Here is an 18,873-nt window from a genome sequence, read left to right on the forward strand (position 1 = left end):
TACTTAAAGACTTTTAGCTTGAAAAGATCTCAATGCCCTAGGTGTTGGGGTCTTTTTATTTGTGGAAAGAAAAAATGACTAATCTTCCGAGTATAAAACAACTGCAGTATTTGCTAGCAGTACATCAATATCAACATTTTGGCCGCGCTGCTAGTGCGTGCTTTATTGGCCAATCAACATTAAGTACAGCCATTCAAAACTTAGAAGAAACATTAGGCTGCCAACTTATTGAACGTGAAAACCGCAGTTTAATGTTTACCACCATTGGTGAGGAAGTAGTTGAACGTTCGCGCAAAATAATTCACGACACAATTAGTTTAAAAGAGCTCACTAAAAGCTTTTTAACGCCGCTTAGCGGTAAGTTAACCGTAGGGGTTATTCCTACTATTGCCAGCTTTATTGCCGCGCCTTTGTATCACTTTTGTAAGCAAGAGTTTTGCGATTTAGAACTGGTATTAGTAGAAGATACTAGCGATAAGTTACTCGATAAATTAGAGCATGGTCAGATAGATTTAGCCTTATTAGCACTGCCGTATCAAACCGATAAGTTTCATACTCAGGTGTTAGCTAGAGATCACTTTAGTTTGGTACATCACAAAGATTACACGCCAGCAAAGAACGTGCAAGACTTTAACTTATTACCCGACGCCAGCGTGTTCTTATTAGAACGTGAGCACTGTATGACCGGACACGCGCTTAGTGCATGTCATTTAAACCGTGTCAGCTGCATAAACCCGTTTGAAGCAGCCAGCTTGCATACTTTATTGAGCATGGTGGAGTATCAGTTGGGGGTGACATTTTTACCGCAAATGGCGATTAATGCCGGCATTTTAGATAATAAAAATATGCTAGCAACCCCATCGGCGAATGAGGCGTACCGTGAAATTGGTATTTTGTGGCGTAAAACAACCGGGCGAATTCGCGACTTTAAATTGTTCAGCCAGCAATTAGAGGTGTTTTTAAAACACCAATGTAGTTTAGACTTTGCTAAAGAGACAGTAACAAGCAGCTAAGATAGCTGCTTGTTTTCATGGTTATGGCTTTCATATGGTTCTAGTTTAGGTAAAAAAAGTAAATAAACCCAAACAACCAGATTAAAGTAAGGCACAAGCCCTAATACAGTAAATACCCGAACCGGATAACCTTTAATGTGTGCATATCTGTAGCACTGAAACGCAATTGCAAAATGCATAAGTAGTAATAAAACAACTAACTGTGTCATATTTATCTCCTTAAACTCTAATAACATCCAACATCCAACATCCAAAAAAATTGTCGTCTTATTTGGGCTGATTTGTAATGTCATGTTTTTTTGCGCTTATCGTATTAATTGCGCGACATTTACTGATTTGTAAGTAAAGTATAGCCGAGAAAGATAATTATGATAGTAGTAAAGAGCTTAATTTTGTTTACAGTTGTTTATTTTTGCTAGGTAGTTGTTGGTAAAACGTTTTATTTTTTAAAATCTTTTCAAGTTCACTTTTAACACCTTTAATAGGCATAGGGCGAGCTATAAAATAGCCTTGGCCGTAGTCAACGCCAATTTCTTTTAATGCAAAAAACACTTCTTCGGTTTCTACATATTCAGCCACAGAGCGCTTATCGAGTGAATGACTAATGTCGTTAATGGCCTTTACTAGTGCTAAATCAATAGGGTCGTTGAGCATATCGCAAACAAACGAGCCGTCAATTTTTACATGTTGTGCTGGCAGTTGTTTCAAGTAATTAAAGGTACTAAAGCCGGTGCCAAAATCGTCAATCGAAAAGTGGCAGCCTAAAATATTGAGCTTTTCAATCATTTTACGCGTAGCTGCTAAGTTGTTAATGCTGGCAGACTCGGTAATTTCAAAAATTATTTGTGTTGGCAAAACCTGATACTTTGCTAAATTTGACTCTATTAATGGCACTAAACGCTCATCTAAAAATGACTGCGCAGAGAGATTTATAGCTACTTGGTTAAGTTCTGGGTAGAGAGCAACATTAGCAATTGTGTTACGAATAACACATTGATCCATTAAAAAAGTATCGTTTAGCATTTCTAATGAAGGAATAAATTGATTAGGAAAAACTAGCTCATCATTTATTTTTAAGCGCAGCAGCACTTCAAAGTAAGCCACTTCATTGCGCCTAAAATCCCAAATTGGTTGGTAATGCAGTTCAATACTGTCTTGTTGTAGCGCTTGGCGAATACCATGCCCCCACTCTAAACCTGTTTGTAGCGTATTGTTATGGGCATCTTGTTTTGCATAGCAATGTACTAAATTCCGACCTAAATTTTTAGCGATATACAGGGCAATATCTGCTTGTTTTAAACATTCGCTCGGGTCGCAATTTTCTTCGGTAATTTGAGTTAAACCAATTGAGCAACTGATTGAGTATATTTGCTCTTCAGATTTAAATTGATTTTGTTCAATCGCGTTACATATACCTTCGGCAATTAAATGCGCGTCAAGCAAGTTAGTATGTTTGAGGATCACTGCAAACTCGTCGCCGCCAACTCTGAACACTAAATGTTCGGTACTTATGTTTGTTATAAATAATTGCGCTACTTCTTTTAAAACAATATCGCCTTGCTGATGGCCTTTACTGTCGTTAATTATTTTAAAGTGATCTAAATCGATATAAATAAGTGCGTGTTCAATATCTGAATGGGTGTGCTGAGGTTGGCAAATACGATTCAGCTGTTGGTCAAAGTAATAGCGGTTATGCAGGCCTGTAAGCGTATCGTGAAGTGCCAAATGGCGCAGTTGCAGTTCCGCTTGTTTACGTTCATGAATATTGTCGATAGTGGCGGTAATAGTGGCGTTATTATGGCTATTTTGTATGAGCTGTAGCCGACATTCAACCCAAATTTGGCTGCCATTTTTATGCTGTAGCCTTATTTCAACTTGTTGTTTGTACTCACCACCACAAAGAATATCGTCTATTGTTGCTTGTAGTTTTACTTGGCTTTCAGCAATACAAAAATTAGTTAATTGCTGTTGTAGTGTCGACTTAACGCCAAAGCCGCTTAATGCTTCCCACGCTGGGTTGATAAAGCGAATAAGCCCTTGCTGATCCAGTTCTAGAACGACAGTATTTAAATGCAGTAAAATACGTTGATGCGCAGAAAATAAATCTCGGTATCGCACTTCGCTTAAGCTCAGTTGTTCTACTTTGTTAGCAAATTCGGCATAGCTCACCATAAAGTCTTCGCGGCGCGCTGCATGGTCGCATACTTTATTTAAAAATGGCGGATCGTATGGGGCGCGTATAAAGTCGGTTACGCCGGAAAGTAAAAGCTGCTCCGCATAATCTGCATCATCACTATCTATAATAGTTACAATTGCTTGCATAGGATTATGTTGTAAAATTTCAGATACTAGCACGCTCGACTCTTCTGCTCTTGCCGCGGTTGCGTCGAGTAAAACAATTGCAAATTGTTGCTGATTATAAGCATTAAGCGCGGCTTGGCTCGAGGTAACATGGGTGATCGAAAAATTGAGCAGTAACGGCTTGCTGATTTCATTGGCTTTAGTGTTAGTTGGCTCTAACAGTAATAGATTTAAACGGCTGCTTTTTTCTAAATGATTAGCGAGCACACTTGCCAGCACTTGCGGTAGCATGTCTTGGCGCTCAAAAGGTAATACTGCATCAATACCGTAGCTGCGGGCAGTAGTTTCAGCTATTCGTTCACAATAAATAGGGGGAATAAGTAAGATTGGGGTATTTTTAGGAGTGTTTAATAAGCCCGAGCGAATCATTCTTGAGAAGCGCCAGCCATCAATTTTACCTACATCAAGGCTGGTAATAATTATATTAACGGCTTGTTTTTTTAATATTTTTAAAGCTTGTTGGCTATCGGATACTTCTATAAATTCAAAAACATTTAATTTCTCTAAAGTGGCTCGAATAGTGCCACGCTCAGCACTGCTGGCGTTTAATATTAGCAATTTAAGCTGATTTACCACGTTTAGAGTACCCCTAAAAATCACGATTATTCAAAAGAGTAAGAGTAATGATATTTACCGCTCAGGACAAGCGTATTTATAGCCTGATAATAAATGCTGTAAAACAAGTGTAATTTAATGAGAATTTATCTGATTTCTTGAGCTTCATAAGCGATAGATATACACTTGGCGCGACTTTAAATGATGTGGATTACCAACTATGCGCGTGGCTGATTTTAGCTTTGACCTTCCCGACGAATTAATTGCTCGTTTTCCTAAGCAAGACAGAACAAGTAGCCGCTTATTGAGCCTGGATGGCCCAAGTGGTGTAGTTGAGCACAAAGTATTTAGTGATTTGCTTGAATTAGTTAACGAAAACGACTTGTTGGTGTTTAATAACACGCGAGTAATACCTGCCCGTATGTTTGGTCAAAAAGCGTCAGGCGGAAAAGTTGAAGTATTAGTAGAGCGTGTGCTTGATGAGCATAGAGTGCTGGCACATGTACGTGCGAGTAAATCGCTAAAGCCTGGCAACGAAGTAATTCTTGAAGGCAAGGCAAAAGCAACCATGGTTGCGCGTCACGATACCTTATTTGAGCTGGAGTTTGATCATAGCCAAAACGTACTCGATATATTAAATGATATTGGCCATATGCCATTACCGCCGTATATAGATCGCCCTGATAACGAGGCCGATCGTGAGCGTTACCAAACCGTATACGGCGAAAAGCCTGGAGCGGTTGCGGCTCCTACCGCCGGTCTGCACTTTGACGATAAGTTAATGACCGCGCTAAAAAATAAAGGCGTACAAATGGCCTTTGTTACACTGCATGTGGGAGCAGGGACGTTTCAACCGGTGCGTGTTGCCACGGTAGATGAGCACATTATGCACTCAGAATACATAGAAGTGCCAGATGATGTGGTTGCTGCTGTAGCAAACACTAAAGCCAATGGTGGCCGTGTTATTGCCATAGGTACAACGTCTGTACGCTCGCTAGAGTCGGCAGCAAAAGTACACGGTGGCAAGTTAGATACTTACTTTGGTGATACCGATATATTTATTTATCCGGGTTATCAATTTAATGTAGTTGATGCCATGATCACTAACTTTCACTTACCTGAGTCAACGCTTATCATGCTGGTAAGTGCCTTTGCCGGACAAAACAATATTATGGGCGCATATAACACCGCCATAGAGCAGCAGTATCGTTTTTTTAGTTATGGCGATGCGATGTTTTTAACCCGTAAATAAACACCACAAAATTTACTTGTTTAAGCTGGCTATTTGCTTTTAAATCAGCATTGAATTTACCGCAGTTAATAGTATTAACGCAGTAAAAAGGGTAGAATCGAGCGGTTAAATTATAGCTTGTTGGACTGTTTTTCCGACATTGAGGACAATATGAAATTTGAATTAGACACGACAGACGGTAAAGCGCGCCGCGGCCGCTTGATTTTTGACCGTGGTGTAATAGAAACTCCAGCATTTATGCCTGTAGGTACTTACGGTACTGTTAAAGGCATGACACCGGATGAAGTAAAAGCAACAGGCGCGCAAGTTTGTTTGGGTAATACGTTTCACCTAATGCTGCGCCCAGGTACTGAAATCATTAAGCAACACGGTGGTTTACATAAGTTTATGAATTGGGATTTCCCGATTCTAACTGACTCAGGTGGCTTCCAGGTGTTTAGCCTAGGTGCTATGCGTAAAATTACCGAAGAAGGCGTATTATTTAGCTCCCCAGTAAATGGCGAGAAAATTATGATGACGCCAGAATCATCAATGCAAGTACAGCGTGACTTGGGTTCAGATATCGTGATGATTTTTGACGAATGCACACCGTACCCTGCTACCGAAAAAGAAGCTAAAGATTCAATGGAATTGTCACTTCGCTGGGCTAAACGCTCAAAAGAAGGCCATGGCGACAACCCATCTGCACTGTTTGGTATTATTCAAGGTGGTATGTACCCAGAGTTACGTGCACAATCGCAAGCCGGACTTGAAGAAATAGGCTTTGACGGCTATGCGCTAGGTGGTTTATCGGTAGGTGAGCCGAAAAACGAAATGATCAATATTCTTGATCATTGTGCGTATAAAATGCCAGCAGACAAACCTCGTTATTTAATGGGTGTAGGTAAGCCAGAAGACTTAGTTGAGTCGGTACGCCGTGGTATTGATATGTTTGACTGTGTTATGCCAACCCGTAACGCCCGTAATGGTCATTTATTTATTACCACAGGTGTGGTTAAAATACGTAACGCGGTACATAAAACAGATACTGGCCCGCTTGACCCTGAGTGTGATTGCCATACCTGTGGAAACTATTCACGTGCCTATTTACATCACCTTGATAAATGTAACGAAATTTTAGGCGCACGACTAAATACTATTCATAACTTACGTTATTATCAACGTGTTATGGAAGGCTTACGTAACGCAATTAGCGCAGGTAAGTTAGATGAGTTCGTTCAGGATTTTTATGCTCGCCGTGGCCAAGACGTGCCAGAGCTTGCAGATATAACAAATTAAATTTTAAAAATTAAAGAGGAAGTATCATGAGTTTATTTATTTCGAATGCCCACGCAAGTACTGGTTCTGCATCTGCCGGTGGCGGAATGGAAATGCTAATAATGTTAGCTATTTTCGGTTTGGTTTTTTACTTTTTGATTTATCGCCCGCAAGCTAAGCGTGTTAAAGAGCATAAAAGCTTAATGAGCGCGATGGCTAAAGGTGATGAAGTACTTACCCAAGGCGGTTTAGTGGGTAAAATAGTAAAAATTGCAGATGATAAAGATTTTGTTGTTATCTCATTAAACGAGCAAGCAGAAGTAACAGTACAAAAATCAGCCGTAACTGCGGTATTGCCAAAAGGCACAATGAAGTCGCTATAAAAATAATAAGGACGACCCCGTGTTAAACAAGTTTCCACTTTGGAAGTATTTACTTGTTTTAGCTGTGGTAGCCGTTGGCCTTTTATATGCCTCTCCAAACTTGTATGGCCGCGATCCGGCTATACAAGTTTCTGGCGCTAAAGGTGCTGATGTTGATCTCAGTGTAATAGACAAAGTAAACGCAACCCTCAAAAAACATAACGTTAGCGTTAAATCAACGAAACTAGAAGATGGGCAAATACTCGTTCGCTTTAGAAACGTTGAAGAGCAGCTAAAAGCGCAAGATTTATTGCGTGACTCTCTTAGCGATGATTACATTTCTGCTATAAACATGGCTCCAGCGCAACCAGCTTGGTTAAAAGCGGTTGGCGGCAACCCAATGAAGCTAGGCTTAGACTTAAGTGGTGGTGTGCATTTCACCATGGAAATTGACATGGCGACAGCCGTTGATAACCAGCTTGAGCAAATGGAAGAAGACTTTCGTAGCGACCTACGTGAAGAAAAGCTTCGTTATCGCAGTGTTCGCCGTGTAGCGGGCTCTGATCGTATGCGTGTAGAAATGCGCAGCGAAGAAGATAAAGACGCTGCAGAGCGCTTCTTAAAAACGCAGTATCCATTGAATGTATACATAGATGATAGCAGTAACGATAACGCATTTTATGCGACTATGAGTGAGCAAAAACTCAAAGAAATTCGTGATTACGCTATCAAGCAAAACGAAACGATTATTCGTAACCGTATTAACCAAATTGGTGTTGCTGAGCCAAACGTACAGCGTCAAGGTGCTGAGCGAATTATTGTGCAACTACCCGGCATTCAAGATACCGCACGTGCTAAAGAGATTTTAGGCGCAACGGCCACACTTGAGTTTCGTGAAGTAGAAGAAAACGCCGATATTAGCGCTGCTGCTCAAGGTCGTATCCCACCGGGTACTGAAATGATCATGAGCCGTGACGGTTACCCAGTGGTACTTAAAAAACGTATTATTCTTGAAGGTAGCCACATTACTGGCGCGCAATCAGGTAGCGATGAATACCAACGCCCGCAAGTAAGTATTACCCTAGATAGCAAAGGTGGGGCAAAAATGAATGCCTTTACCAAGCGAGCTATTGGTAAGCGTATGGCCACGGTATTTATTGAATACAAACCATCAGGTAAAAAAGATGCCAACGGTAAAGCGCTTCCGCCTATTAAGGTTGAAGAAGTTATTAACGTAGCGACTATTCAAGCACGCCTTGATCGCTCGTTCCGTATTACCGGTATTGATAACCCAGCAGAAGCACATAACTTAAGCTTATTACTACGTGCTGGCGCACTTGTAGCGCCAATTCAAATAGTTGAAGAGCGAACAGTAGGGCCAAGCTTAGGGCAAGAAAACATTGAAGCAGGTATGACCGCGGTAGCACTTGGTTTTGCATTCGTACTCGCATTTATGCTTATTTACTACAAAGGCTTTGGCATGGTTGCTAACCTTGCGCTTGCTGCTAACTTAGTGCTTATTATTGGTGTTATGTCGTTAATTCCAGGCGCAACGCTTACTTTGCCAGGTATTGCCGGTATTGTACTAACCGTAGGTATGGCGGTTGATGCCAACGTACTTATTTTTGAACGTATTCGTGAAGAGCTGGCCGATGGCCGTAGCCCTCAACAAGCCGTTCATTTTGGTTATGACAGTGCATTTAGCACTATTTTTGATGCCAATATTACCACCTTAATTGCTGCCGTTATTTTGTTTGCTGTGGGCACTGGCCCAATTGCAGGCTTTGCGGTTACGTTAGCAATTGGTATTTTAACGTCAATGTTTACAGCTATTGTTGGTACGCGTGCGATTATCAACTTATTTATCGGCGGTAAACGTGTTGATAAACTTTCAATTTAAGGAGTAGCCATGCAAATTTTAAAATTGGGTAGCAAAACCCTACGTTTCATGTCTCTTCGAAAAGTGGCAATGGGTTTTTCAACGTTATTAATTTTAGCGTCGTTTATAGCGGTTTTTACTAAAGGCTTAAACTTTGGTTTAGATTTTACCGGTGGTACTGCCGTTGAAGTTGGCTTTTCGCAACCTGCAGATCTTAAAAAGGTGCGTAATGTACTTGCCGAAAATGGCTTTGCAGATGCATCGGTACAATTGTTTGGTTCAAGCCAAGAAATTTTAGTTCGTTTAGCGCCGCGCGGCGATGACGTAAAAGCTGAAGTTATTGGTAACCAAGTTATTGCTGCACTAAAGCTAGCAGACGAAAGCGTAGTAATGCGCCGTATTGAGTTTGTTGGCCCAAGCGTAGGTGAAGACCTAAAAGAGCAGGGTGGCCTGGCCATGTTAACTGCACTTATTTGTATCTTGATTTATGTAGCGTTTCGCTTTGAATGGCGTTTTGCAGTAGGCGCAGTAAGCGGCTTAATTCACGATGTTATTATTACCGTTGGCTTATTTTCGGTATTAGGTTTAGAGTTCGATTTGACCATATTAGCGGCTATATTAGCGGTAATAGGTTACTCACTAAACGATACCATTGTAGTATCTGACCGTATTCGTGAAAACTTCCGCAAAGTGCGTATTGATGACACGATAGAAATTATCGATATTTCTTTAACACAAACGCTTAATCGTACCTTAGTAACATCAATTACCACTATTTTAGTATTAATTGCCTTGTTTATTTGGGGCGGTCAAACTATTCATGGCTTTGCTACTGCATTGTTATTTGGTGTGTTTATTGGTACTTATTCATCTATTTACGTTGCCAGCTCAGTTGCTATTACACTTGGTGTAAGTAAAGAAGATTTAATACCAGAAGTGATTGAAAAAGAAGGTGCTGATCTAGACGCTATGCCGTAATAGATTTGTGAGCCGATATTAACCGCCCATCTGGGCGGTTTTTTATTGCCTGCAGATTGCCATAAAAATGTCATATTCGCTTGCTACTTTACCTTGAGCAAATCGTAATAGAGCTTAGCAATAATGAAGCAGCGTAAATTATTAAATGAAATTTTAGAAAATGGCACAATTACCACCTTGTTTCAGCCGCTTTTTGATATTAGCAGGCAGACCATTCTCGGTTATGAAGCACTCAGCAGAGGGCCTAAAAATAGCTGTTTAGAAATGCCTAATACACTGTTTCAGGCGGCTCATCAATATGGTCTGATTTCAGAGCTTGAGCTACTGTGCCGCTCTAAAGCTATTGAGAACTTTGTGCATTTGAAACTGCAGGGCAAACTATTTTTAAATGTTAGTCCTAAAACGTTACTCGACCCAAGTCATCCTAAAGGCGAAACACTGCATCTCATTAAGCAGTTTGGTTTAGCAGCTAATAGGGTGGTGATAGAGGTAACAGAGCAAGAAAGAGTCGAGGATGAGTTTTTACTACAAAAAACCATGGCACATTACCGCTCTTTAGGCTTCACTATTGCAATTGATGACTTAGGTGCGGGGTATTCTGGGTTAAAACAATGGTCGGAGTTATGCCCAGACTTTGTGAAAATCGATCGTTATTTTATCGATCATTGCGATAAAAGTGTGGTTAAAAAAGAGTTTTTAAAGTTAATAACAGCTCTGGCAAAAGTAACCAATACGACAGTGATTGCAGAGGGAATTGAACGAGCAGAAGAGTTAACTGTGTTAGAAGGAATGGGTATCAACTATGTGCAAGGGTTTTTACTTGAACGACCAAGTAATAAACCAAGTTATGTGCTTTCAGCAAGGCAAGTTCAAGCACTGAGCTTTGCCGCAAATACAAACCAGTTAAATAACTCTATGGCTATTGGTTGGCTTGCAGTAGCGCAGCAAACAATTGATAGCGAAACCAGTTGTAAAGACGCCCATGCGCTATTTGAACGAGATAAATCAATTGCCAGCCTAGTGGTAATTAATTCGCAGTGTCAGCCAATTGGCTTGCTCCACAAAGAGCAACTTAGTGAAGTGTTTGCCGCGGCCTATGGCCATGCTTTGTATGACAAGCGTGCGGCCACTGTAGTAATGGACAGGCAACCGCTAGTGGTAGATGAAAACCAGCTGCTAGATAACGTTAGTCAGCAAATTACCGAATGCGACTTTGATATTCGCCGCCATATAGTGATCACCCGAGGGCAGCAGTATTTAGGCATTGTGCCAGTACGCGACATATTAAAACATATAACAGATGAAAAAATTCGTCATGCGCAGCACGCTAACCCATTAACTATGTTACCCGGTAATCTAGCTCTTAACGATGCCATAGAGCGGCGTTTAGCTGCACAGAAGGCATTTTCATTGGCGTATTTAGATTTGAACCATTTTAAACAGTTTAATGATTTATTTGGTTATGCTAGCGGCGATAGTGTAATAAAACTATTAGCAAATATTACGATGCAGGCGTGTAGTAATACAAACAGTTTTGTTGGCCATATTGGCGGCGATGATTTTATGGTGCTATTTGATGATAATAATGCTGCTACAGTGTGCGAGCATATTATTCGCCAATTTAAAATAGAGTCACAGGTGTTTTTTAGTTCCGAACATATTAAAAATAAGGGGTACTGGAGTGAAAATAGAGAAGGGCAGCCACAATTTGTGCCATTAGTAACACTGGCAATAGGCTTGGTTACTCCCGATTTACACCATTATAAGAATAGCCATCAGGTTGCAGCATTGGCCAGTAATGCTAAAAAATCAGCAAAGCGCTTTGCTCATAGCCATTTGTTTTTATGTCAGCGTAGTAAGCCAAGTAGTGTGGTTGCTAGGTTAGAACAACAAGCAGTTTAATCGTCATAAATAATTTTTTGCAGACAACAAAAAAGGAGCCTAAGCTCCTTTTTTAAACCATGCAATTTTTATTAACGAAGTAATGACTCAGTTAATACAGGGCGAATTTCGCGAATTATTGCTTGGGTTAGCTTAGGTGCGCCACAAATAATGTTACCACTATTGTTATAGTTTACGCCGCCAGCAAAATCTACAACCATGCCGCCAGCTTCTTTTACTAATAACTCGCCTGCAGCAGTATCCCAAGGTTTTAAACCAATTTCGAAAAAGCCATCAACGCGTCCAGCAGCAACATAAGCCATGTCTAGCGCAGCAGAGCCCGCACGACGGATATCAGCAGTATGTACGAATAAAGCTTTAAACGCTTCTGTGTATGCATCTAGGTGTTGTTTTTGCTTGAAAGGAAAGCCAGTAGCTAAGATTGAACCGCCTAAATCAACTGTTTTAGAAACGCGTAAACGCTTGCTATTAAGTTGTGCGCCTTGACCACGAGAGGCAGTGAAAAGCTCACCACGAATTGGATCATAAATAACGGCTTGGTCTAAACGACCTTTTACTTTAAGTGCGATAGAAACCGCAAAATGAGGAATACCCTTGATGAAGTTAGTTGTGCCATCAAGCGGGTCAACAATCCATTGGTAATCTGCATCCTTACCTTTATGCTCGCCTAATTCTTCACCAACAATGCAGTGATCAGGGTAAGAGCGTAAAATGGTATCGCGAATTATAGCTTCTGCTTCTTTATCAATGTTAGTCACTAAATCGTTAGTGCCTTTTTGTTGAACTTCAACTTTTGATAAATCTTCACTTGCACGAAGTATAATTTTGCCTGCGTTACGCGCAGCGCGAACCGCAATGTTTAACATTGGATGCATGGTATTACCTTTGGGTTGTAAAAGAACGTTTATATATTTTAGCTGGCGTATTTTAGCGACTTTTACCATAAAGTAAACAATAAAGCCTAAATACTTTTGTTTGTTTTTTGTACTTGCTTGATGTGCAGGGCATTTTATACAAATTCAGCATTGATGAATCTGCAAAGCGTTTTTTAATGTGTCCTAGTGCTTTAAAAATGTAGCATGTTTTTTACTCTTTAACCTGGGCCCAAGTTATAAAGCTATGAACATGCTTTTATAGGCAGCACATCACATGGGAGTACCACTTTTACCACCAAGCTGGGTTTTTAATTGGTTTGCAAAGCTAATAAACTTTTCTTTAATGGTGCGCTTAATCTTTATTTCTACTGAGCCCATAATAGCCTTTCCCTCAATATGGATGGTCGGCCCTTGATGCTTGTTAAGTGCCACTGTTTTATTTTCAACACTACTAATAATGCTAAACATTTTTGATACTACATTGACGTGTTCTGGTACGTATATTTCATCACTGCCAAAAATACAGTTAACATGAATCGTTACCTCTTGGTGGGTAAAAACAGCATCAGTAAAATCAAGTACTACCGAGCCCATAAAGTTAGTCAGGTAAATATTTTTAGGCACAACCCATTGGCCGCTTCTTTCATTGGAGCCTAAAATACTGCGTAATGTAAAGTCACTCTGGCTAGATTGTTGAGCGCTGTAATTGGGTGAAAATTGCGAATGCTTTTGGGCATTATATTGCTGATCAGTATTAAGGGTTAAATCCTCAACTAAGCTAACAAGGGTTTCATTATTATTTGTAGCCATTGCCTCATCTAAACGCCTTTCAAATGCTTCAACAGAAATAACTCCGTGGCTGTAATTATAAATTAGTTGATCAATCACTTCTTCGCGCACTTGCTCTTGCGGGCGGTCTGTTATTTTTACGCTCATTAGGGTATTCCTTTTATTTTACTATTGTCACTATATAAGCAAAGCATATACCAAAAATATTATTGTTATTAATCAGTTTGTTATGTTTTTAGCCTATTTGTGACTTTGTTATATTAACGATCCATTAACCAAAATGGTAATTATCTAGTTATTTTCACTACTGAGAACTTTTTACCGATAAGTCGGTAAAAAAGTGATGTATACAAAGTGAAGTTATTTTACATCCCTGCCTTAACTTTTTGATTCTAATTGCTTATTAAAGTTGGCCTAAAGCTGGCATTAGTTAAAGTGTCTTTAATCAAAAGGAGAAAGATTATGAAAACATTTAACAAATCTATCATTGCGGCGTTAGTTTTAGGTACTACGGCTATGGGTGCTCAAGCGAGCAGCTGGGAAAATGAAAGTAAAGATGCTTGGATTGATGGTAAGGCTGAAACAGTGCTTCTTATGAACACTAACCTCAATAACTTTGACATCAACACTGATGTAAAAAATGGCAAAGTTATACTAACAGGTAAAGTTAATAGCGAACTCGACAAAGAGTTAGCAGAAGAGCTTGTACTGAGTTTAGATGGCGTAACCGATGTTGATAACCAGCTTACTGTTGTGAAAAACATGAACAGTAAAAGCCATGACAACATGAAAGATGATGATGGTAGCGGCTTAACCGACGCTAAAATTACCACAGTCATCACAACGCGTTATTTATTTAACTCAGAAGTCGGTGGTACAAACATTGATGTAGATACTGACAACGGTATAGTTACTCTTACCGGTACAGTGAACTCAGATGCTGAAAAACAGCTTGCAGTAAAAATTGCTAAAAATGCTGAAGATGTTCGCGACGTAGTAGATAAACTAACGATAGTTGCAAAGTAACATAGTATTTATAAAACCCAGCTCTGCTGGGTTTTTGCTTATAAGTTTTTTAGTTTATAAATAAGGAGAGTACTTATGGATATTATACGTATTATTTTTTCAATCTTACTGCCACCACTGGGAGTATTTTTACAGGTGGGTTTAGGCTTACATTTTTGGATAAATATTTTACTTACGTTGTTTGGTTACTTCCCTGGAGTAATACATGCAATCTACATTATCGCAAAAAAATAATTCATTTCTGTTTGTCGCGTAATATAAGCTATAAGTTGCTTCTTTAAAGCCCAATTTTTAAATTACGCGATATACAGCCTTCCATTTCATTTTTACTTAGCTGCCAGTATTAACCCTAAATTCTGCAAATTTTAATATTACACCCATAAAAAGATTACTATTTAAGCAGTTAGACCATTGATTGTTAAAATAAAGACTTTTGCTAGTGACAAGCCCCTAAAAACTTTTTATACTGCACCCCGCTTTAGTCGCTATGTGGCTAAACGCTTCTTAAAAAAATTAACTGTTTACAGTTATACAAAAAGTTGGCCCCTTAGCTCAGTTGGTTAGAGCACACGACTCATAATCGTTAGGTCCCCAGTTCGAGTCTGGGAGGGGCCACCACTTTTCAAAGCTTTCCAAGTAAATACCTACTAACCGAAATTACCCTGTGCTACTTTTGAATTTACCATACTGAATTAATACAGTATAGTTTTAACAAATCATCAAATACATAACGGACTATAGATGCACGGACGAAAAGTAAATATTTCTTTATCATTAATTGCTCTTATATCTTTATTTTCAATAACTACTATTCTACTTATCTTATATGCCAGAGAGGTATTCGATCAAAAGTGGGCACCAATTGTAGGTGGTATGGCAATATCATCTTTAGTTTCCTTAGTTCAGTTTTTGATTGGTTATAAAAATTACCGAAATAATGAAAAGCTTGAGGATTGTGGTGTTTTAGAGTTTCTTAGCACCAGAGGTGATAGGAAATACTACTCTCGATTAATAAATAAAGCCGATGCTAAATTTGACCTGATATTTCACACCTCTAAGCGTTTCTTTGAAGATTTTTGCGAAGAAGAAGCTGAAGATAATTTTCTCATAAAAAAGCTGGATGGCAATCAAAAACTAACAGTGAGAATGCTACTGACCCATCGGGATTTTCTAGAGCCAGAAGAGCAGCCCTCATATGACATCAGTAAACGAGCGATTAAACGCCTTACTGATAAATATAATCAACGCTTCCAGGTAAAGTTTTATGAGCATGAGCCTAATCACAATCTATTTATTACTGATAAAGACGCAGTAATAGGGCCGTACTTCAAAAATGAAAGAGGAAAATACTTACCTTCAATACATTTTCGTTCAAATGCTAGTTTTGTAGCCCCTTATAAGAAATTTTTCGATACTGAGTGGGAAAATGCAAAAAGTTTCGATTAGTGTTCCGTTAAGACTTCATTTTAACTTAATTGCAATGCACCAGTGCTCGTTTAGATGTAATGGTGGGTTTGGAATGGCTGTTGATACAGGCTTCAAATTAATAGGTAAAAAATCTAGTGTTATTGAATTTAAACATGCTTCTCAAGAGCTTAGGCCTACATTAGATAGAATAGTTATAAAACTTGAGCAAATAAGAAAAGACCTAAAGCTTCCTCATGGTTTAGAAGCATGTTTATATAATGCTCCTCTGCCACATATTGGTTTAGGGAGTGGTACTGCTATAACTCTAGCTGCCATAGAAGCGCTTTTGATTCTCAATAGGTATGACTATACGTCTCAATTTTTGCAAGTACTATCGGGTAGAGGTGGAACTTCTGGGGTGGGTCTTCATTCATATTTTACTGGGGGATTCGTATTTGATACAGGAATACAATCTGAAAATAAACCGCATTTACCTTCGGCCTTGGTTGAACCCAATAAAATTCCAACCTTACTTTTTCAAAAAAGCTATCCTTTTGGCGATATAGTATTCCTTTATCCAAAAGGTATGTTTAATAATTTCGGGCAGCAAGAGGCTGACTTTTTTAATGCTATTACTCCTATCGCTAAAATAGACTCTTTTGAAGCATGCTATAACGCAATATTTATGGTTTCAGCATCATTAGCAGACAAAAATTATGAAACATTTATTGAAGCAATCGATTTAATAAGAAACACAGCTTGGAAATTGGCTGAGGTTCAATACAGTGGTTCTAATGTTAAAAATATTTTTTCTATGCTTGAAAATGAAGATGTTAAGGGTATTGGAATGAGTAGTATGGGGCCAGGGGTATTCATATTTTCTCGAAAAAATAAAAAGGTTATTCGCGATGTGAAAGAAAAATATAATTTAAATGAGATATTACTAAAGCCAAATAACACTGGACGGAAGTTAGAGTATGTTTGAGCTTATCTTTTTTACTTCAAGTCGAATAAAGATGCAAAACGCTCGTCATATATGTAGAAATTATGATATCACGATAAGAAATTTCAATGAAATTACTAGTTTAGCAAACTACAAAGAACCAAGATTATACAATAGACGCAAACTCCTTGAAATGAGCTTCCAAAGTGCTTTATCTCAACTTAAAAAATCTAAGCTTGGTGCAGTTAAGCCATTTTTAATCGAAGATACCTCTGTAGATATTCATGCGCTTTCTAGAAAATATAACTATGAATACCCAGGCCTTGATGTTAAGTATTGGATGGAAAATGCAAATTTTATAGATATTGATTTAGAACTAGATTTACTAGGAAATGATCGCTCAGTTACGGTTAGATCGGATTTAGTTTTATATTTGCCTGAGGTTAGAGAAGAGCCTTTTTATTTTGTAGGTAAGACAGAAGGCAGTTTTACGATTAAAGAATACGATTTTGAATCAAATATCATATACCCGTGGCTTGATAATAAAACTTTTAATAAATGGTTTGTACCTGTTAATGTTTCAACCGTATTGAGCATGTTACCTATTGAAAAAGCAGATCTGTATGATTTTAGAAAAAAAGCATTTGAGGAAATGTTTAAAGTTTTAGATCGTTATAAATTGCTTAAAGAGAAAAGTAAAATTACAAATTCATTAAGCAAAACAGGTAGCTTAGTTGATAATATTAATTGTCACATTATCTATGGATTAAGTTGTTCAGGTAAAACCACAATTGCGACATACTTAATAAATAAGTTTGATTTCCTACACATAGAAGCTTCTGACTTTATGCATGTTATTTATTGGCAACATCATGGATTGGGAAGTGATATTGCGATAGGGGCTTTTGCTAGAGAAATATTGAAGACTTCTCCATTTCTAGTTGCAGAGAAAGTTCTTGAATATATATCTTCTTTTGGAGATGAAAATATTGTGATTACTGGTTTCCGCTTAGTTGAAGAGGTAGAGTTTATAGAGCAAAATCTTTCTGGTAAATATAAAAGTAAAAGAGTCTTAGTGACAGCCAATAGTCAGCTTAGACTTAACCGAAAAAATCAGCGCAACAGGCCTATCGACAGTATTAATGAAGAAGGCCTCCAGGAAAGAGATGAAAGGGAATTGGAAATGGGGGTTGCGAAGCTAATACATGAAAAAGCAAAAGCGGTGGAAATATCTAATGAGAGCTCGTTGAACGATTTATATACTAACTATGAATCGAAGCTCGCTTTAACAGGACAGGGCTTACAAACAAGGCAAAAACATTCTAATTTTGAGAAGCTTTCTCTAAAAGAGTTAATTATATTAGTCTTATATGTTGCTAGAGGAGATGCTGAGAAATCTGAATTCTTTACAACCACCCAGGTCACAGAGATGATTAATAATAACGGGATTTCTAAGCCGAAGCATGTGACTAATGTTGGCAGGTTTTTTAAAATGAATAGGAGTGAGCTATTTGAAATTGCTGTTATTAATAAAATTAGAAAATATCGCTTGTCTAATACAGGAGTCGGTTTTGCGAAACTGATACTTAGAAAGTTTGAATTCCCTCATTAGCCTGAATATTAACTAACCGTTTTAATAATTAAATCCCTTTCGTCCTACTCCTTACTTTAAATAAACCTCTGTAATTTCAGTCCTGAAGTGACCTAGCTCTTGTGATACAGTTTCGAGAGCTATTTGTCTACTAAGCCCCAAACCTTTTAGTTCATCCATTCTCTCTTGTGCGTAGCTATGCCTAAGACCATGACCGCCATTTGAAAAAAAGAGTGTGCGATTAGATGTTTTTGAAAGTGAGCACGACCAGTTATGGCCACCACCAATATCATAGCGTTGCAAATAGTTAATTTCCCTATCACGAACCGTTATAGGCTGTGCTAAACGTCTTTGTTCTAGTTGTTTAGCTAATACATTCGGTATTAGTACATCACGGATTAGGCCGCCTTTGCCTTTCACTGTATAAATACTACCTTCTCGACCAAGCCATTTACTGTCTAGGGCAGGGCGCTTGTCTGCTTTACGTTCTGATATTTTGGCAATTGTTAAAAGCTCATGTGCTCTTAGCCTTGCAGCATAGGTTATTTGTGTTGATAAATTATACTTTCTAGTTTGATGCTTACTAATTGCGAGTGTTTGAGCTGAAATATAGGCGCGAGACTTTTCGATTTGATACTTTCAGGCTTTATTACAGCCAGCGTTTTTTGGCTTGCGAACTCGTT

17 protein-coding genes and 1 tRNA gene are annotated in these 18,873 nt (G+C 38.7%); 13 read left to right on the plus strand and 5 right to left on the minus strand.

Annotated elements, in window-relative coordinates:
- Positions 1-74: 74 nt before the first annotated feature.
- On the plus strand, positions 75-1,013 hold the full coding sequence (locus I6E78_RS12005; protein WP_197182592.1) for a hydrogen peroxide-inducible genes activator: 939 nt from the start codon (positions 75-77) through the stop codon (positions 1,011-1,013).
- Here I6E78_RS12005 and I6E78_RS12010 read toward each other — a convergent pair.
- Positions 1,010-1,222, minus strand: a complete 213-nt coding sequence (locus tag I6E78_RS12010; protein ID WP_011327029.1) for a hypothetical protein — start codon at positions 1,220-1,222, stop codon at positions 1,010-1,012. The two genes, I6E78_RS12005 and I6E78_RS12010, sit on opposite strands and share 4 nt — an antisense overlap.
- Positions 1,223-1,409: 187 nt before the next feature.
- Positions 1,410-3,950, minus strand: a complete 2,541-nt coding sequence (locus I6E78_RS12015; protein ID WP_197182593.1) for an EAL domain-containing protein — start codon at positions 3,948-3,950, stop codon at positions 1,410-1,412.
- A 199-nt stretch (positions 3,951-4,149) separates the two neighbouring features.
- On the opposite strand from I6E78_RS12015, the gene queA reads away from it, so the two are divergent.
- From queA to I6E78_RS12045, 6 genes are all read left to right on the plus strand, one after another.
- Positions 4,150-5,181: a tRNA preQ1(34) S-adenosylmethionine ribosyltransferase-isomerase QueA gene (queA, locus tag I6E78_RS12020; protein WP_197182594.1), complete on the plus strand. Its 1,032-nt coding sequence runs from the start codon at positions 4,150-4,152 to the stop codon at positions 5,179-5,181.
- Positions 5,182-5,331: 150 nt separating this feature from the next.
- Positions 5,332-6,459, plus strand: coding sequence for a tRNA guanosine(34) transglycosylase Tgt (gene tgt / locus I6E78_RS12025; RefSeq protein ID WP_011327032.1), 1,128 nt, complete (start codon positions 5,332-5,334; stop codon positions 6,457-6,459).
- 26 nt (positions 6,460-6,485) lie between these two features.
- Positions 6,486-6,821 carry a preprotein translocase subunit YajC gene (gene yajC / locus I6E78_RS12030; RefSeq protein ID WP_011327033.1) on the plus strand — a complete coding sequence of 112 codons (336 nt, stop codon included), beginning with the start codon at positions 6,486-6,488 and terminating at the stop codon, positions 6,819-6,821.
- Between the two features lie 19 nt (positions 6,822-6,840).
- Positions 6,841-8,700, plus strand: coding sequence for a protein translocase subunit SecD (gene secD / locus I6E78_RS12035; RefSeq protein WP_058372431.1), 1,860 nt, complete (start codon positions 6,841-6,843; stop codon positions 8,698-8,700).
- Between the two features lie 9 nt (positions 8,701-8,709).
- Positions 8,710-9,657, plus strand: a complete 948-nt coding sequence (secF, locus tag I6E78_RS12040) for a protein translocase subunit SecF (RefSeq protein WP_058372432.1) — start codon at positions 8,710-8,712, stop codon at positions 9,655-9,657.
- Positions 9,658-9,777: 120 nt separating this feature from the next.
- The gene (locus I6E78_RS12045) at positions 9,778-11,559 is read left to right on the plus strand and encodes a GGDEF domain-containing protein (RefSeq protein ID WP_197182618.1); all 1,782 of its coding nucleotides are present in this window, start codon (positions 9,778-9,780) and stop codon (positions 11,557-11,559) included.
- A gap of 71 nt (positions 11,560-11,630) precedes the next feature.
- On the opposite strand, the gene suhB is transcribed toward I6E78_RS12045, so the two are convergent.
- Positions 11,631-12,434: an inositol-1-monophosphatase gene (gene suhB / locus I6E78_RS12050; RefSeq protein WP_058374485.1), complete on the minus strand. Its 804-nt coding sequence runs from the start codon at positions 12,432-12,434 to the stop codon at positions 11,631-11,633.
- Positions 12,435-12,704: 270 nt separating this feature from the next.
- A complete protein-coding gene (locus I6E78_RS12055) occupies positions 12,705-13,370 on the minus strand; it encodes a LiaF domain-containing protein (protein ID WP_197182595.1) in 666 nt (221 codons plus the stop codon).
- A gap of 315 nt (positions 13,371-13,685) precedes the next feature.
- Here I6E78_RS12055 and I6E78_RS12060 point away from each other — a divergent pair, with 315 nt between their 5' ends.
- The 6 genes from I6E78_RS12060 (at position 13,686) to I6E78_RS12085 (ending at position 18,211) form a co-directional block, all read left to right on the plus strand.
- The gene (locus tag I6E78_RS12060) at positions 13,686-14,249 is read left to right on the plus strand and encodes a BON domain-containing protein (protein ID WP_058372436.1); all 564 of its coding nucleotides are present in this window, start codon (positions 13,686-13,688) and stop codon (positions 14,247-14,249) included.
- Positions 14,250-14,324: 75 nt separating this feature from the next.
- Positions 14,325-14,483, plus strand: coding sequence for a YqaE/Pmp3 family membrane protein (locus I6E78_RS12065; RefSeq protein ID WP_011327039.1), 159 nt, complete (start codon positions 14,325-14,327; stop codon positions 14,481-14,483).
- A gap of 307 nt (positions 14,484-14,790) precedes the next feature.
- A tRNA-Ile gene (locus tag I6E78_RS12070) sits at positions 14,791-14,867 on the plus strand.
- A 123-nt stretch (positions 14,868-14,990) separates the two neighbouring features.
- The gene (locus I6E78_RS12075) at positions 14,991-15,695 is read left to right on the plus strand and encodes a hypothetical protein (RefSeq protein ID WP_197182596.1); all 705 of its coding nucleotides are present in this window, start codon (positions 14,991-14,993) and stop codon (positions 15,693-15,695) included.
- Between the two features lie 34 nt (positions 15,696-15,729).
- Entirely contained in the window at positions 15,730-16,641 is a 912-nt protein-coding gene (locus I6E78_RS12080; RefSeq protein ID WP_231617997.1) for a beta-ribofuranosylaminobenzene 5'-phosphate synthase family protein, read from the plus strand.
- On the plus strand, positions 16,634-18,211 hold the full coding sequence (locus I6E78_RS12085; RefSeq protein ID WP_197182598.1) for a non-canonical purine NTP pyrophosphatase: 1,578 nt from the start codon (positions 16,634-16,636) through the stop codon (positions 18,209-18,211). The genes I6E78_RS12080 and I6E78_RS12085 overlap by 8 nt, the downstream gene beginning before the upstream one ends.
- Before the next feature lie 51 nt (positions 18,212-18,262).
- Here the strand turns inward: I6E78_RS12085 and I6E78_RS18685 are convergent, their stop codons facing one another.
- The gene (locus I6E78_RS18685) at positions 18,263-18,610 is read right to left on the minus strand and encodes a hypothetical protein (protein WP_231617993.1); all 348 of its coding nucleotides are present in this window, start codon (positions 18,608-18,610) and stop codon (positions 18,263-18,265) included.
- Between the last annotated feature and the right edge of the window lie 263 nt (positions 18,611-18,873).

Origin of the sequence: Pseudoalteromonas sp. NZS127 (genome assembly GCF_015864805.1) — a bacterium.
GTDB classification, from domain to species: domain Bacteria; phylum Pseudomonadota; class Gammaproteobacteria; order Enterobacterales; family Alteromonadaceae; genus Pseudoalteromonas; species Pseudoalteromonas nigrifaciens.